Below are 13,999 nucleotides of genomic sequence, written 5' to 3' on the forward strand. Positions count from 1 at the left end.
CGATAATTAACCCGCTACCGGTCTCTATTTATTTAGAAACCGGTTATTTCACTCAAGCAGAATGCATGTTTGTACTTGTTAATTTTACCTTTGTTCTGACACCTGCCCAAATTGCTATTAAAAGTCCTCCAACAACATCCGCAATTAAATCGGTCATAGTATCCGTGTTTCCCCCACCTTGTAACGTCATTCCAAAAAATTGATCACTACTGAATTCATAGATCTCCCACATGACACCTCCAAGAGCCGCGAATGAGAGGGTAAATAGAAAGACAAACCAAGGTGAAATATCATTCCCAGCATCTCTGTGGATCAATCGCTCATACAAGGCTATTGCTGTAAAAGCAATAATGGCGCCACTAATGAGATGCATAATGGTATCCCACCAACCAAGTCCATACCAACCTTTGATCGATCCTAAATATTGCGAGCCCACCAAGAAAATCAAATAGGACAGTACAATGGGTAAATTAAATTGGAGCTTGGTTAGAAGTGCCAATAGAAGTGGAATCGCTCCGCAAACAATACCTCCAATTGCCACCATTGATTTAAAGGATTGACCATTTATATGAAAAAAAATTGCCAAGCCTGCCATGAAAAGGACATAAACCGTACTTAATAGGATTACTAGTTTACGATTCATCTTTTTCACCTCTACTTAAATTTTTTGCCATTTAATACCGGAATATATGGCAACTAAAAGACCGCCAAAAAACCCAAAAAGCAGGTCCAGCATAGTATCAGTATTTCCACCCAGCTGCATGGTATGGGTAAAAAGGTGATCACCAGCAAACTCATAAATTTCCCAAAGGACACTAGCCGTTACAGAAAGCGAAAGAGTAAAGAGAAAAAGAATCCATCGGGAAAGACTTGATCGATCAGGGCAAGGAATAAAAACTTTATAAAGTACGATCCCAATAAAACCAACTAAAATACCCTTATAGAAATGAAGGGTGGAATCCCACCATTTGAAATGCAAATAGAAGCTTGCGATAGATCCTAAAAATGTAGTACAAAATATAAGAATATAGTAACCAAGAATAATCGAAATATTAAATGGGTTATTTTTACAAAACAACAGTATAAGTGGCAAGGCACTAACGCCAACACCACCAAGTGCAACCTGCCAACGGGAAGAATCACCTTTAATAAGATAATAGATGAATAAAGCAGTCATAAATAGTATATAAACAATACTTATAATTGTGATTAGTTTCCGTTTCATTTCATCACCACATTCATTCGAGGAAATTCTAAAGAAAGAATCCTATACTTTTATCAATTATTTTGCCCACTCACGAACATCGTAAATATGTACTCAAACATTTTACCAAATCAACTTTAACCACGAGCCAAGGCTTTTCGATCAGGTGCTGAGGGAGGTTTTTCTAACCATTCGTTTTCAATCATTATTTTTGCCCCATCAAGTAAATATTCTCCGACCTCTATTAGTAACCGACCATACGCACTAGCTAGGTCCTTTCTTGAAGCACCGCCAAGACTTGCACCATAAAATCCCACTCCAGAAGTATTCAATGCTGTTGTATGAAACATCATTAATTTATCAGAAAATGGAGCTTCCTTTGCATCTAATGGCATGATATCCCAACTCATTGGGGTTGCTAAATCACTTTCACTTAAAAATTTACTGAAAACAACACTATGATGCTTGGAGATTTCCGCCCCACGAACAAGAAAATGACGTACTTCCTTTGACTGCGCCACCTGGCTAAATCCTGTTAATAAAGCACTCCCAATTGTATTCCGGTATAAATTTAAAAACAAGAACGAAATCTCAGTGCTAGTGAGTGGCCTTTGATCTCCTGTAAATCCACCTAAAAAACCCTGCTTTTGGATAAATTCTACTTGACTTGGATATGGGATAAAGGGCGAACGAATAAAAAGCCCTTTTTCTAACATTACTGAACATGCTCGATTAAAAAGCTCATTCGAAGATTCTAAACATACCGTAAAATATTCCCTAATATCTTTCCGAGCCGTATTAGGCAATGCCAAACTATAACTATTGAGCCCCATAGATCCTATATTTTGAATGTAATACAACATAAAAGAATCTGAAAAGAGCCTAACTGCGTTTAAATTGACATCTTATTCTGTAAAACCGATTGGGATAGGGAACTTTTCATCTCTGAATATATCTCCAATCGTTTCAATATGCTTTTTCGATAACCCCAATGCATAATCCAACACAGAACGAATATCTGGATCTTCAACATCCTTTAAAAAATAAGAAATTGTACAAATCCCTAATGTATCGTTTAAATAATTTCCCCATAAAATAGCTATTTCACTAGAAGTTAATCTTATATGATCGTGATTATTCTCCATAGAACATCCTCCAATTCAATCCATTTAGGAATAATATCCCCATGAAGGGAAAATTATATGAATAAATCATCTCCGAAAAAATAGTTGAAAATATAAGGAGCAGAGATATCTTTTATGATGAAGAGGATTCGATATTTGAGGTGGAACAGATGAATAAGCAAGATGTTTTTAAAGTATTGGTACTGATTGAATCAGTCTATCCGAAATTTAGATTAAAAAATGAAACAGTACAAATCTGGTTTGCATTTTGTGGCAATTTGGACTTTACGCTTGTCATGAAAAAAGTATGTAATCATATTAGGACTAATCCTTATCCACCGCTAATTACGAATATCATTACTTCTTTCGATTCCGAGGAGGAATTGGTGGCTTGGGAGCGTAGGAAACTTTCATGGAAGGACGAATATAAACTTGCCAAATAATTTTAAAAATATCTCTAGCGTTTTATTAATAAAAGGGATATAAGATACAATTCGTTTCAAATAATACTGCTCGCAAACATACATACAAAGGAGTATATTGGATAAGTATGAGAGATTTTTTTAGAATTGGTGGAGGTCTTTATGCAAAGGACACAAATACCTACTTACGAGCGAATTGCCATTGATTTAGCTAATCGAATATATGACGGCAAATATAAGGTAGGGGAAAAAATACACGGAAGATCTACTTTAGCAAGTGATTACAAAGTATCTCCGGAGACTGTACGAAGAGCGATAAAAATTTTAGAAGATGTGGAGATCGTTCATTCAACAAAGGGCAGTGGGATTGTCATTTCGTCACGAGAGAATGCTTATAAATATATTCATAGATTTTCGAATTTGGAGAGCGTTAAAGATTTAGAAAAACAAATGTACTCACTGATTGGCGAGAGAGATAAGTTAGACGATCAGCTCTTTGAAACGGTTAAAAAAATCATGGATTATTCAGTAAAACTGCGTCATACAAATCCATTGGCACCAATTGAAGTAGAGATATTTTTAGGCTGTACGCATATTGGAAAGTCTATTTCTGAAGTGAAATTTTGGCAAAATACCGGAGGAACTGTCATCGGTGTGAAAAGAAATGGCGAGATCATCATCTCTCCAGGACCATATACCCTTATTCTTGAAGGGGATGTACTCCTAATTATTGGTGATGAAGAAACATATGATAGAGTTATCCACTTTTTAGAGGATTGAAAGCCAGTCTGTGGTAGACTGGCTTTCAATCTGTCATAGACAAGTTTTCGCAGGAAAATAGTTATAGATAGATACGAGATTTAACCCTTTGGCAATTGAGAATACAAAAAAATGTGCAAATTAAAAGGTGATGATTTCATGACGATTCGTTGGGCTGAAATTACAGTTGAACATTCCATTTTCTTAGAAAAAGTCTTTGAATTATACGATAAGACTTTTCCGTTTGAAGTTAGAGAGCCTCACGATGTATTTTTAAAAAGTTTACACTATGCAAAAACTCAGTTTCCGAATCATTTTCGGTTTTTGGTTGGAACCGAGGGGGACGAACTGGCTTCTTTTGCAACAGCTCACTATCTAGCTGACATAAATACTGGTTATATTGTGTACATTGCCACGAAACCCTCCTTACGCGGAAAAGGATTAGGTTCAAAAACATTGGCAAAAATCGAACAACTTTTATCCAAGGACGCCATTAAAGCAGGTAATGCGTCATTACGAGCAATTGTCCTTGAAACAGAAAAGCAGGAGTTGGCTGCTACTGAAAGGGAAAGGAAAGAATGCAAGAAAAGAACACTTTTTTTTGAAAGAAATGGGTTTCACCAATCCAGAGAAGTTTCTTACCTTCAACCACCATTACATGAAGGTGAAAATCCTGTTCCATTGAATCTTTTCATAAATAAAAAGATAGTACTGGACGAAATAAAGTTAATAATTCAATCCATTTACAAGGAAAAATATAACTTAGTTAATGGGATCGGAAAAAACGTTCTTGCGAATTGTCTGACAGCGATGGGGATCCATTTAAAATAATTATCAAAAGAGGGGAGATGACCGGCTTTTTTCTTTGAATTCAATAAAAAAAATTCCCTCAAAAAACAAAAAAACCAGGAATCAACCTGGTCTATCTAATTATTTACTCACTAATCCTTCTTTTTCTAAAAATTCTTTTGCAACCTTAGCAGGTGATTGCTTAAGACTGTCGACCTTATAGTTAAGTTCGCGCATTTTCTCATCTGTCAGCTTACCTGAAAGGGAATTGAGGACTTTCTTCAATTCTGGATGCTCTTTCAACGTTTCTTTTTTGATGATTGGAGCTGCATAATACGGTGGGAAGAATTTTTTATCATCCTTTAATACTTTTAAATGAAACTCCTGTATTAATCCGTCTGTGGAAAAGGCATCAATGACATCACTTTTATGATTGGCAAGTGCAGTATAACGCAAGCCACCATCAATCGCTTTAACATCTTTAAAACTCAACCTATACGCTTTAGAAAGTCCGATTAAGCCGTCAGGACGATTAGGAAATTCAATCGTTGGTCCCATTATGAGCCCATCGCTAACTTTTGCAAGATCAGATATTGTCTTCAATTGATACTGTTTAGCAGTATCCTGTCTTACAGCAAGAGCGTATGTGTTATTGAATCCGATTGGTTTTAGCCATTCAATACCATACTTATCGCGAAATTCCTTTTGTACAACAGTATAAACTTTATCTGGATTATTTTCTGGAGCTTCTTTTAAAATATTGACTAGACCTGTCCCCGTATATTCTACGTATAAATCAACGTCACCCTTTTGAAGAGCACTAAAGGCAACCTGAGTGCCACCAAGATTTAGTTTTCGTTCTACTTGAATATCAGTCTTATTTTCTATTAAATCAGCAAGCATATTTCCTAATATTAATTGTTCACTGAAATTTTTGGATCCAATCACAATTTTATCTTTGGCATTCGCTGTTGAAAAAAACGTTAAAGCACCAGCAGTAATAAGCAGTAGGCTGCTAATACTAATCAACCATTTTTTTCTAGATTTCTTGTTGCTTACTTTGGAAATGGATTGGGATGTTTTTTGTTTGCTCGTATATGATAACGTTGATTCTAATTTTCCAACTACAAAATCAATGAGAAGGGCTAGGATACAAGCTGGGATAGCTCCAGCTAAAATCATATGGTTGTCGACAGTTTGTACACCTGAAAAAACAAGATAACCGAGTCCACCGGCACCAATGAATGCAGCAATTGTCATTAATCCTACTGCTGTCACCGATGAAATTCTGATACCCGCCATAATCATCGGGAAAGCTAGTGGCAACTGAACCTTTCTCATTGTTTGGCTCTTGGTTAGGCCGATACCTTTTGCGGCTTCTAGAATGTCTGAATCAATATTCGTTAATCCTGTATATGTGTTTTTGACAATCGGAAGAAGGGAATAAAGAACGACCATGATAATTGCCGGGGTACTACCGATTCCAACGAAAGGAATAAGGAAACCAAGGAGGGCCAAGCTCGGTACGGCCTGAATGACATTTGTTGCACCGATAATTGGTTTAGAGAGCTTCGGTTCATTCGAAATGAGAATTCCAAGTGGAACACCGATAACAATGGCGACTAGAACTGATACAACACTTAAATAAATATGTTGACCTAGTAAATTAAAAATTTGATGATAGTTTGTAGTAAGATAATTCCAAAAAGCATTCATTAAAAGGCCACCTCCAAATCAATTAATTGGCTGCTTAATGCAGAAAGGATACTGCTTCTTGTGATAAGCCCTGTTAATTGTTTTGCAGTGTTTACTACAGGTACATAGCCAATTTTATGTTCGTTCATTGTTGTTAACACAGATATTAAATTCGCATCCTCTGAAATAGCTAGAACATTATGTTCCATAATCTCTTCGATTGAGGAATTTCTGTTTATCAATTGTATACTTTTTAATGTAACCATCCCTAAAAGGATATTATTTTTATCTGTTACCATCAGACTATCAACTTTATTTTCTTTCATAATCTCAATAGCTTGCAAAACGGTTCGTTTTGTAGCTATTTTTATTGGATTATGAATCATGATATCTTCAGCCATTAATAATTCTGGGTTGTTCCAGACTCTTCTTTTACCAATAAAACCTTCCACGAAGTCATTTGCTGGATTTTTCAATATGTTTTCTGGTGTGTCATATTGGAGAATCTCGCCATCTTTTAAAATACAAATTTTATCGGCAATTTTAATCGCTTCATCCATATCATGTGTCACAAAGATAATGGTTTTGTTTAATTCTTTCTGCATTTGGTATAGTTCATCCTGAAGAGAGCTTCTTGTGACAGGATCCAATGCACTGAAAGGTTCATCCATCAAAATGATATCCGAGTTTGTTGAGAACGCTCTTGCGACTCCAATCCTTTGTTGCTGTCCACCACTTAATTCTTTCGGATAGCGATGCATATATTCTTTTGGGCTTAATCCGACCATGTTTAGTAATTCTTCTGTTTTCGTTTCAATTGAATCTGGATCTTCACCCTTGAGAAGCGGTATTAGTTCTAAATTTTCTTTTATTGACATATGAGGAAAAAGTCCGACATTTTGAATGACATACCCGATATTTCGGCGTAATTCAATTGGATTCATCATTGAAATGTCTGATCCATTCACAAAAATAGTCCCTGATGTAGGTTGTATTAGTTTATTGATCATTTTGAGCAAAGTAGTTTTCCCACATCCACTTGGTCCAATAAAAACAACCAATTGGCCAGCTTCAATATCTAGTGAAAAATGATTAATGATCGTCTTTGTTCGATACTTTTTAACAATGTTTTGAAATTGTATCAACTTCATTCCCCCTTAATAAGAAAAGCACATGTGTCCATGTGCTACACAGATTTCGAAGTATAAAAATTTATACTTGCTTACCTTGCAAAGCAAACTAACAACTTAATGGTAACATACAAGTTGTTAGTTTGTCGAACAAATGGAGGTAATTGGAAATAAACACCTATTGCGAACAGCAACAAATTACAAGAATAATAGGAAATGGTAAAATACTAATAGTCATTAATATTGGTCGATTTCATTATAAAAAAGGGAGACAGAAGGGTGATAAAAATTAAAGAAGCATTCAGTCTAAAATTTATACTTTTTATGATAATTGCCATAATATTAATTCAAATTCCGCTTCTCGGGAACTATTTTAGGGTCATTAATACCGTTATACACGAATCAGGTCACGCCTTGATTTCACTTTTTGGAGGAAAAGTTGAAAGGATATCACTTTTTATGAATTCAGAAGGGGCTACGTATGGAAGCCAATCCACTCGAATTGGTAGTATTTTTACGAGTCTGGCGGGTTATATCTTTTCGTCTTTTATGGCATTCATATCCTTTTGGCTTCTAAGGAAAAATAAACTTACAATTTTGATCGATATCCTTCTTGGGTTTATATTTTTAAATTTAATTTTTTGGGTTAGGAATCCCTATGGGCTTTTCTGGCTTGTCTCATTTGCTTTCCTATTTCTACTATTACTCATAAAGGGAAGTCGCACTATAGTAAACCATGTGTTGTTACTCATAGCATCGATTTTATTGGTTGATTCAATCAAAAGTGCTTTTGAAATTTTGTTGTTGAGTTTTATTCAACCGAATTCAGCAGGTGATGCAAGCAATCTAGCTCAAATTACCGCATTTATCCCTACACAAATTTGGGGGGCATTCTTCTTTATTCAATCACTATGGTTCCCGTTTATAGGGATAAAACGTGGGATATTCAGAATAGTAAGCAGGGAGAGGTAAGATATTAAAAAACCTATTTGATTAAATTTTTTCAGATAATCGCAAAAAGGGAAAGAGACAACCGCACTCATTAGGTCGGTTGTCTCTTTTATTAAGCAAATTTTTGTTCCATATCCAAAGTCATTCTATACTCTGACACTAGATTATTGATAATCGTTTGGACTGGCAAAATATCTTTAATTTCATGTACTCTTGAGCCAGCGAAAACAAGGCCATTTTCGACATCGCCATCCATTGCTTTAAACATTGAGTCAAGTGTACAAAAACGATACGAACAATTCTTGAGGCAATCAAAACAGTGGTCAATTTTCGCTTTGCCGTTATCACGAATTTGATCGCTAAAGCGGGTGGCAATAACTCTTCCTTGTAAACCAACGGTCGTTTTAACAAGAAGAATATCGTCTTTGCCAGCATCAATATACTTTTGTTTAAAAGCAGGAGGGGCATCACATTCATCACTCGCGACAAAACGGGTTCCCATTTGGACTCCAGAAGCTCCCATTTTCAATGCTTTTGCAATATCGCTTCCATTCATAATTCCACCAGCAGCTATAACTGGAATAGAAACAGCTTCGACCACTTCCGGAAGAATATCAAAGACAGAACGATCCGTCCCTAAATGTCCACCTGCATCAAAGCCTTCCACCACAACTGCTCCTGCTCCAAGTCGCTCGGAAATTCTAGCTAACTTTGCAGAGGATACGATGGAAATTACCGGAATTCCAGCTTCTTTACCCCATGAATACATATCTCTCGAGATGCCAGCACCAGAAATAATAAAATCAACTTTTTCTTCAATGGCAGCTTTCATTTTTTCAGCAAAATCATTCATAGCAAACAATACATTTACACCAATGTAACCAGTTCCCTTTATAAGTTGGCGTGCTTTTCTAATATGGTTGCGCATATCATCAACTGAAATTCCTGTACCAGAGATAATCCCAATTCCGCCAGCATTTGCAACTGCAGAGGCAAGCCCGCTTAGAGAAATCCCAACGCCCATTCCGCCTTGCATAATTGGGTATTTCGGTGTCATATGTCCTATTTTAAGTTGTGGAAAGTTCAATTAAATTACCCCGTTTCAAATATAATAATGGAGCTTCCATATCATCTTAACATGATACATTTTAATTTACACATGACGTTTGTCATCTGGTCATATACCTTAGTTATAAATATTTTTAAAATAATCTATTTATATATCTTGACATATTTTAATTTATATATACTAAAAAGTTGAGAACAATAGAGTGAATATCGCCATAAAGAAAAACTCGAGCCCCTAAGGGCGATGACAGAGGCATTCTTGCGCTTATATACGAGCAGAATTTATAGATATATATTCTGATTAGACAAAAAAAGCATTCAAGGAAGTTTTTCCTCAAATGCCTTTTACCTTACCTATTTATTTAGAATTTCCTGTACTCTACCAACTTGGCCATCTGTTAGTCTTACTTTAATACCGTGGGGATGATTACTCGACTTGGTTAAAAGATCTTTTACAATTCCACTGGTAAGTTTGCCTGTTCTTTGATCAGCTTTTAGGACGATATTAACTGCTAGACCTGGTGTAATGTCCTTACGATTCTGACCGTTCATCAAACACCCATTTTTCTACGAGTATTGCTTATTTTTTTTGATTGCTGACTTTTCATTTTCTTAGTCGCTTGGGACATATTTGAGTTTGAATTATCTGCTAAAGCGTTGTTCTTTTTTGCTTCAAGCTGCTGTTTAATTGCATCCTGTAAGCTTATTTTTTTCTTTGGTTGTTCTGATTGATTTGATTCTGTCATAAAAAATTCCTCCTGAAAAGGTTTGCTGTATATATAGTATAAGCTTTTCTTACATTTACACAAGTACATTTGCTTTTTGAATAGCAAAAATAACAATAATCCTTGCTGGGCATATTAATTGGAAAAAGGAATTACTGAAAACGAAAGGAGGTTTAATATGAAAAAATGGATAGTGCTACACATAATTTTCCTATTCTTATCATTTCCAATTCAAGTATTTGGACAACAGGATGTTCCTATTTTGATCTATCATTCAATTGATGAATTCCATGGTCATGGTTCCAAAGAATTGTACGTTACACCTGAAAATTTCGAAAAGCAAATGAATTATTTGAAAGAACACGGCTATACCATGCTGACGTTTGAACGATGGAATGATCTCAAAAAAGTGAACAAGCCCGTATTCATAACAATTGATGATGGGTACCAAAATAATGAAAATGTCTTTACCATTTTTCAAAAGCTAAAAGATAGCCGATTTCAACCTACAGCCACACTTTTTATAATTTCAGATTTTATCGATCGCCCTAATCGGTTATCTGGACTACAGTTAAAAACAATGGCTCAATCAGGTTTTTTTTCAATCCAATCCCATACAGCAACACATCCTGACTTAACAAAAGTGACAAATTACGAATATGAATTGAAAGATTCCAAACAAAAAATTGAACAAGTGACAGGTAAACCTGTGATTGCTGTTTCGTATCCATTTGGTAGCTTCAATGATCAAGTAATTAATGAAACGAAAAAATACTATCAATTTGGATTAACAACAACACCCGTGATTTTTTCAAAAAAGGGAATTGAAAATGAAAATTATCTGTTACCGAGAATCTATATTAAGAATTCTACGACTATAAAGAATTTTGAAAAAATTATAGAGAAATAATACTTTTTTCAAAAAATTTTAAAAAATAAAGCGTTTTCATACCATTTTTAGCTAATTTCATGGTACAATATCCAAGGTGAATCAAAGTATAAAATGGAGGTATGTTATAATGAAAAAACTTTTAGTGTTTACAGCAGCATTAACATTTGCAATTGGTTTAACAGCTTGTTCTGCTAATAACAGTGGAACAGAAAAGAAAACAACGACTAAGGAAACGAAAACAGCCACTGATGTTAAAAAGCCATTGGTTAAATTCTACACAGCTTTCACTAATACAATTAATGCTAATGATGCAGATTTAAATGCTTACGAAGGTGCTGAAACACCTGATCCAAGTTTAAAAGCTCCAGCAAGTGCTTCAGCCGCTGCTGTTGCTAACAAGATTAAAGCCACTGAAATACCTACTGAACTTAATAAGCAAAAAGCTGATATTCAATCTGCTTTAAAGGATATTGCAGATTCTTATCAGATGAAAGCAGATGAGTTGAAAAAAGCTACACCATCCCTTGATGCAGCTAATGCAACCTTTACAAAGGGTGTAGATGAACTTGGTAAAGTGTTTGAAGATGCAAAATTGTTTAAACCGGATTTAGGAAAATCAGTAAACTAAAATAATAAACAAGGAACTTGGATTTTCCAAGCTCCTTGTTTTTTTTATGTTTCCTTAAATAGATTTTTTATTTTGTATAATTGCTTTTTTAAAGACTAACTTTAGGATAGGAGGAACCACAAAATAAATGAAAAATAAACGAAATAATTGATAGCCAGTTACCATTGATAAATTAGCATTAACTTCATGAGCGAGAATGCCCATTTGATCCATTCCACCAGGTGCTAAACTCAATATACTTGTTGCTTGGGAGATATGATATCCATGAACAAGTAGTAGGCTTAATCCAAGGGAACAAATAATCATCATTACTCCACTTATAAGGGCCAATGTAATTATTTTTGTCTTATGCTCTAATTTTTCTGGTTTAAGCAATAAGCTGATATACCCCCCAATCATGAATTGTGAACTATCTAATAAGGAAGTAGGGAGAACAAATCCATGAACACCCGAAATGCCTAAAATCGCGGTAGCGAGAATAGGTCCTAATAGAAAGGGAGTGGGTGCCTTAATTTTTTTTCCTAGAAAAGCAAAGATCAAACAAACCGATGCAAATAGAATTGCTTTAAAAAACAATTGCTCAGTTGGTTGGAAGGAGTGTTGAACAATTCCAACAGTATCTATTTTCCCATTTCCAAAAAACTTACCAAACACAAGAAAGGGTACAAAGAAAATAATCATCAATAACCGGGCAACTTGAAGAAAGGTGACCGTGGTTATGTCAATCCCCTTAATTTCTTCAGCAAAAATAATCATTTGGTTTAGACCCCCAGGGATGCTCCCAGTCAAAATAGTAGGGTAGTCAACTCCTGAAATCTTTGAAACGACATAGGCAATTCCTGCACAAAAGGAAACAAGAATGACAGTCATTAGAAACATCAATGGTAATTTTTCGAGAATTTGCAGAAGCGCCGTTTTTGTAAAAGAAAGTCCAATCGAATAACCAACAATGATTAATCCCGTATCTCGAATATACCTTGGCCAGTAATAATTGACTTTTCCAAACCGAGCCCCAATTAAAACAGCTACCATTGGTCCTAACAACCATGGAATTGGTGTTTGGATATAAGTAAACAGAATGGCACCTATTAACGCTGTAATAAGAGAAGCGATAAAGCGAAATCCTTTGTTTTCCTTGTTCCATTTTTGTATTTTCAAAAAAAAACCTTCCGTCCTACTAGATTAATATATTAATTTTACCATTATTCTTAGTGAAGAAAAGAGGTGGAGCTTCGCTAATGTAATGCGATATTTCATATTTAGGAAAAATTTTCCTTTTTAATATAAGTAGGCACTAACAAAAAAAAGGACCCTCGAATCAAAGATTCAAAGGCCAAAATAGAGCTTATTTGTAAAACAAAGCTCATTCTTAGGAGGTCTAAACTTTTAAAGTTTAAACATAAGTTTACTTTATCACTTTTTAATGTTTTTTTCAATTAATGCTTTAGTGTATTTTGGTATAAAGGTGTTAAAGGATCGAAAGACCTAGATAGGAATGCTCATTTAAATCTGATTAATAGCTCTAGCTAGAATCTCATATGACCTTAGCCGAGCATGGTGATCAAAGATTTGTGCATTCACAATCATTTCGTCAGCTCCTGTTTTATCTAAGAATGCCTGCAATTTCTCTGCAATTTGCGGAGTATCGCCAATAATCGATGATCCTAAACGTTGATCCACCAACAGTTTCTCGTAATCACTTGAAAAATCATCGATATTTTCAAGTGGTGGTTGCAATGGAACAGGGTTATTTCGAATGAGATTCAAAAACTGTTGTTGCATTGAGGTTGATAGAAAATTTGCTTCTTCAACTGTGTCTGCAGCTATAACATTCACCCCAACCATTGCATATGGTTCTTTTAGGACTTCAGAAGGTTGAAAATTGCGACGGTATAACGATAAAGCTTGCACTGTATTTTCTGGCGCGAAATGGCTTGCAAATGAGAATGGTAACCCCAATTGTCCAGCTAACTGAGCGCTATAACCACTAGATCCTAACAACCAAATAGGTATAGTAAGCCCTTCTCCTGGTATGGCACGAACGCGATTCTTTCCAGTACTTTCATTTGGGTGGAAGTAGGCACGAAGCTCTGCTAGTTGCTCAGGGAAATCTTGGCCATCATTTCTTCGATCACGTCGTAATGCATAAGCAGTCTGTTGATCGGTACCTGGTGCACGTCCAAGTCCAAGATCGATCCGCCCTGGAAACAATGATTCAAGTGTTCCAAATTGTTCAGCAATAATAAGGGGGGCATGATTAGGAAGCATGATCCCGCCTGAACCAACACGAATAGTTGAAGTTCCAGAAGCAACGTAACCAATCACGACTGAAGTTGCCGAGCTAGAAATTCCTGGCATACTATGATGTTCAGCAAGCCAATAGCGATGATATCCCCATTTTTCTGCATGTTGGGCTAGATCAAGGGTATTTTTAAAAGAATCTGATGGCGTTCCTCCTTCAACAATTGGGGAGAGGTCAAGGACTGAAAAGCGAATATCTGTTAACCGTTTCTGGTTAGAATGATTTATACCCATTACTTCATCTTCTTCCATTATTTTAGATATTTATTAACTATTTTATAGAAACAAAAATCCCCCTGCAAATGAGGGGG

16 protein-coding genes and 1 pseudogene are annotated in these 13,999 nt (G+C 35.6%); 6 read left to right on the forward strand and 11 right to left on the reverse strand.

The genetic code is table 11. From position 1 onward, the window contains the following. Nucleotides 1–52 precede the first annotated feature (52 nt). From RCG20_RS00590 to RCG20_RS00605, 4 genes and pseudogenes are all read right to left on the reverse strand, one after another. On the reverse strand, nucleotides 53–643 hold the full coding sequence (locus tag RCG20_RS00590) for a DUF2238 domain-containing protein (protein WP_308182309.1): 591 nt from the start codon (nucleotides 641–643) through the stop codon (nucleotides 53–55). Nucleotides 644–658: 15 nt separating this feature from the next. Further along, nucleotides 659–1,225, reverse strand: a complete 567-nt coding sequence (locus tag RCG20_RS00595) for a DUF2238 domain-containing protein (RefSeq protein ID WP_308182310.1) — start codon at nucleotides 1,223–1,225, stop codon at nucleotides 659–661. 116 nt (nucleotides 1,226–1,341) lie between these two features. Then, the gene (locus RCG20_RS00600) at nucleotides 1,342–1,920 is read right to left on the reverse strand and encodes a DUF3231 family protein (protein WP_308184256.1); all 579 of its coding nucleotides are present in this window, start codon (nucleotides 1,918–1,920) and stop codon (nucleotides 1,342–1,344) included. 3 nt (nucleotides 1,921–1,923) lie between these two features. After that, nucleotides 1,924–2,349 (reverse strand): annotated as a pseudogene (locus tag RCG20_RS00605) (DUF3231 family protein); the annotation flags it as partial. A 149-nt stretch (nucleotides 2,350–2,498) separates the two neighbouring features. Here RCG20_RS00605 and RCG20_RS00610 point away from each other — a divergent pair. From RCG20_RS00610 to RCG20_RS00620, 3 genes are all read left to right on the forward strand, one after another. Next, a complete protein-coding gene (locus tag RCG20_RS00610; protein WP_308182311.1) occupies nucleotides 2,499–2,771 on the forward strand; it encodes a replicative helicase loader/inhibitor in 273 nt (90 codons plus the stop codon). Nucleotides 2,772–2,912: 141 nt separating this feature from the next. Then, on the forward strand, nucleotides 2,913–3,530 hold the full coding sequence (locus RCG20_RS00615; RefSeq protein ID WP_308182312.1) for a GntR family transcriptional regulator: 618 nt from the start codon (nucleotides 2,913–2,915) through the stop codon (nucleotides 3,528–3,530). A 138-nt stretch (nucleotides 3,531–3,668) separates the two neighbouring features. Next, the gene (locus RCG20_RS00620) at nucleotides 3,669–4,340 is read left to right on the forward strand and encodes a GNAT family N-acetyltransferase (protein ID WP_308182313.1); all 672 of its coding nucleotides are present in this window, start codon (nucleotides 3,669–3,671) and stop codon (nucleotides 4,338–4,340) included. A gap of 99 nt (nucleotides 4,341–4,439) precedes the next feature. On the opposite strand, the gene RCG20_RS00625 is transcribed toward RCG20_RS00620, so the two are convergent. Both RCG20_RS00625 and RCG20_RS00630 read right to left on the reverse strand, forming a co-directional pair. Continuing rightward, nucleotides 4,440–6,014: an ABC transporter permease/substrate-binding protein gene (locus RCG20_RS00625; RefSeq protein WP_308182314.1), complete on the reverse strand. Its 1,575-nt coding sequence runs from the start codon at nucleotides 6,012–6,014 to the stop codon at nucleotides 4,440–4,442. Continuing rightward, complete coding sequence (locus RCG20_RS00630; RefSeq protein WP_308182315.1) at nucleotides 6,014–7,138, reverse strand: betaine/proline/choline family ABC transporter ATP-binding protein; 1,125 nt, start codon at nucleotides 7,136–7,138, stop codon at nucleotides 6,014–6,016. Before RCG20_RS00630 ends, RCG20_RS00625 begins: the two co-directional genes overlap by 1 nt. Nucleotides 7,139–7,447: 309 nt before the next feature. Between RCG20_RS00630 and RCG20_RS00635 the strand changes: the two genes are divergently transcribed. Then, on the forward strand, nucleotides 7,448–8,095 hold the full coding sequence (locus RCG20_RS00635; RefSeq protein ID WP_308184257.1) for a M50 family metallopeptidase: 648 nt from the start codon (nucleotides 7,448–7,450) through the stop codon (nucleotides 8,093–8,095). A 91-nt stretch (nucleotides 8,096–8,186) separates the two neighbouring features. Here RCG20_RS00635 and RCG20_RS00640 read toward each other — a convergent pair whose 3' ends face one another. The 3 genes from RCG20_RS00640 to RCG20_RS00650 form a co-directional block, all read right to left on the reverse strand. Beyond that, nucleotides 8,187–9,131 carry an NAD(P)H-dependent flavin oxidoreductase gene (locus tag RCG20_RS00640; RefSeq protein ID WP_308184258.1) on the reverse strand — a complete coding sequence of 315 codons (945 nt, stop codon included), beginning with the start codon at nucleotides 9,129–9,131 and terminating at the stop codon, nucleotides 8,187–8,189. A gap of 365 nt (nucleotides 9,132–9,496) precedes the next feature. Continuing rightward, nucleotides 9,497–9,694: a YwbE family protein gene (locus RCG20_RS00645; protein WP_308182316.1), complete on the reverse strand. Its 198-nt coding sequence runs from the start codon at nucleotides 9,692–9,694 to the stop codon at nucleotides 9,497–9,499. After that, a complete protein-coding gene (locus tag RCG20_RS00650) occupies nucleotides 9,694–9,888 on the reverse strand; it encodes a hypothetical protein (RefSeq protein WP_308182317.1) in 195 nt (64 codons plus the stop codon). Before RCG20_RS00650 ends, RCG20_RS00645 begins: the two co-directional genes overlap by 1 nt. A gap of 157 nt (nucleotides 9,889–10,045) precedes the next feature. Between RCG20_RS00650 and RCG20_RS00655 the strand changes: the two genes are divergently transcribed. After that, nucleotides 10,046–10,777 carry a polysaccharide deacetylase family protein gene (locus RCG20_RS00655; protein WP_308182318.1) on the forward strand — a complete coding sequence of 244 codons (732 nt, stop codon included), beginning with the start codon at nucleotides 10,046–10,048 and terminating at the stop codon, nucleotides 10,775–10,777. A gap of 109 nt (nucleotides 10,778–10,886) precedes the next feature. Further along, a complete protein-coding gene (locus RCG20_RS00660; protein ID WP_308182319.1) occupies nucleotides 10,887–11,387 on the forward strand; it encodes a hypothetical protein in 501 nt (166 codons plus the stop codon). Nucleotides 11,388–11,441: 54 nt separating this feature from the next. On the opposite strand, the gene RCG20_RS00665 is transcribed toward RCG20_RS00660, so the two are convergent. Together RCG20_RS00665 and RCG20_RS00670 are read right to left on the reverse strand one after the other, a co-directional pair. Then, nucleotides 11,442–12,545 (reverse strand): AbrB family transcriptional regulator, encoded by a 1,104-nt coding sequence (locus RCG20_RS00665; RefSeq protein ID WP_308182320.1) that lies wholly within the window; start codon nucleotides 12,543–12,545, stop codon nucleotides 11,442–11,444. A 345-nt stretch (nucleotides 12,546–12,890) separates the two neighbouring features. After that, nucleotides 12,891–13,922, reverse strand: coding sequence for an LLM class flavin-dependent oxidoreductase (locus tag RCG20_RS00670; RefSeq protein ID WP_308182321.1), 1,032 nt, complete (start codon nucleotides 13,920–13,922; stop codon nucleotides 12,891–12,893). Nucleotides 13,923–13,999 lie beyond the last annotated feature (77 nt).

Source organism: Neobacillus sp. PS3-40 (assembly GCF_030915485.1).
Taxonomy (GTDB): domain Bacteria; phylum Bacillota; class Bacilli; order Bacillales; family Cytobacillaceae; genus JAUZPL01.

Bases quoted from the DNA above. Each gene is read 5' to 3' on its own strand.
- RCG20_RS00645 (WP_308182316.1), bottom strand. From the start codon at position 9,694: ATGAACGGTCAGAATCGTAAGGACATTACACCAGGTCTAGCAGTTAAT.
- RCG20_RS00595 (WP_308182310.1), bottom strand. From the start codon at position 1,225: ATGAAACGGAAACTAATCACAATTATAAGTATTGTTTATATACTATTT.
- RCG20_RS00600 (WP_308184256.1), bottom strand. From the start codon at position 1,920: ATGTTAGAAAAAGGGCTTTTTATTCGTTCGCCCTTTATCCCATATCCA.
- RCG20_RS00620 (WP_308182313.1), top strand. From the start codon at position 3,669: ATGACGATTCGTTGGGCTGAAATTACAGTTGAACATTCCATTTTCTTA.
- RCG20_RS00615 (WP_308182312.1), top strand. From the start codon at position 2,913: ATGCAAAGGACACAAATACCTACTTACGAGCGAATTGCCATTGATTTA.
- RCG20_RS00625 (WP_308182314.1), bottom strand. From the start codon at position 6,014: ATGAATGCTTTTTGGAATTATCTTACTACAAACTATCATCAAATTTTT.
- RCG20_RS00640 (WP_308184258.1), bottom strand. From the start codon at position 9,131: ATGACACCGAAATACCCAATTATGCAAGGCGGAATGGGCGTTGGGATT.
- RCG20_RS00650 (WP_308182317.1), bottom strand. From the start codon at position 9,888: ATGACAGAATCAAATCAATCAGAACAACCAAAGAAAAAAATAAGCTTA.
- RCG20_RS00655 (WP_308182318.1), top strand. From the start codon at position 10,046: ATGAAAAAATGGATAGTGCTACACATAATTTTCCTATTCTTATCATTT.
- RCG20_RS00610 (WP_308182311.1), top strand. From the start codon at position 2,499: ATGAATAAGCAAGATGTTTTTAAAGTATTGGTACTGATTGAATCAGTC.
- RCG20_RS00670 (WP_308182321.1), bottom strand. From the start codon at position 13,922: ATGGGTATAAATCATTCTAACCAGAAACGGTTAACAGATATTCGCTTT.
- RCG20_RS00660 (WP_308182319.1), top strand. From the start codon at position 10,887: ATGAAAAAACTTTTAGTGTTTACAGCAGCATTAACATTTGCAATTGGT.
- RCG20_RS00635 (WP_308184257.1), top strand. From the start codon at position 7,448: ATGATAATTGCCATAATATTAATTCAAATTCCGCTTCTCGGGAACTAT.
- RCG20_RS00590 (WP_308182309.1), bottom strand. From the start codon at position 643: ATGAATCGTAAACTAGTAATCCTATTAAGTACGGTTTATGTCCTTTTC.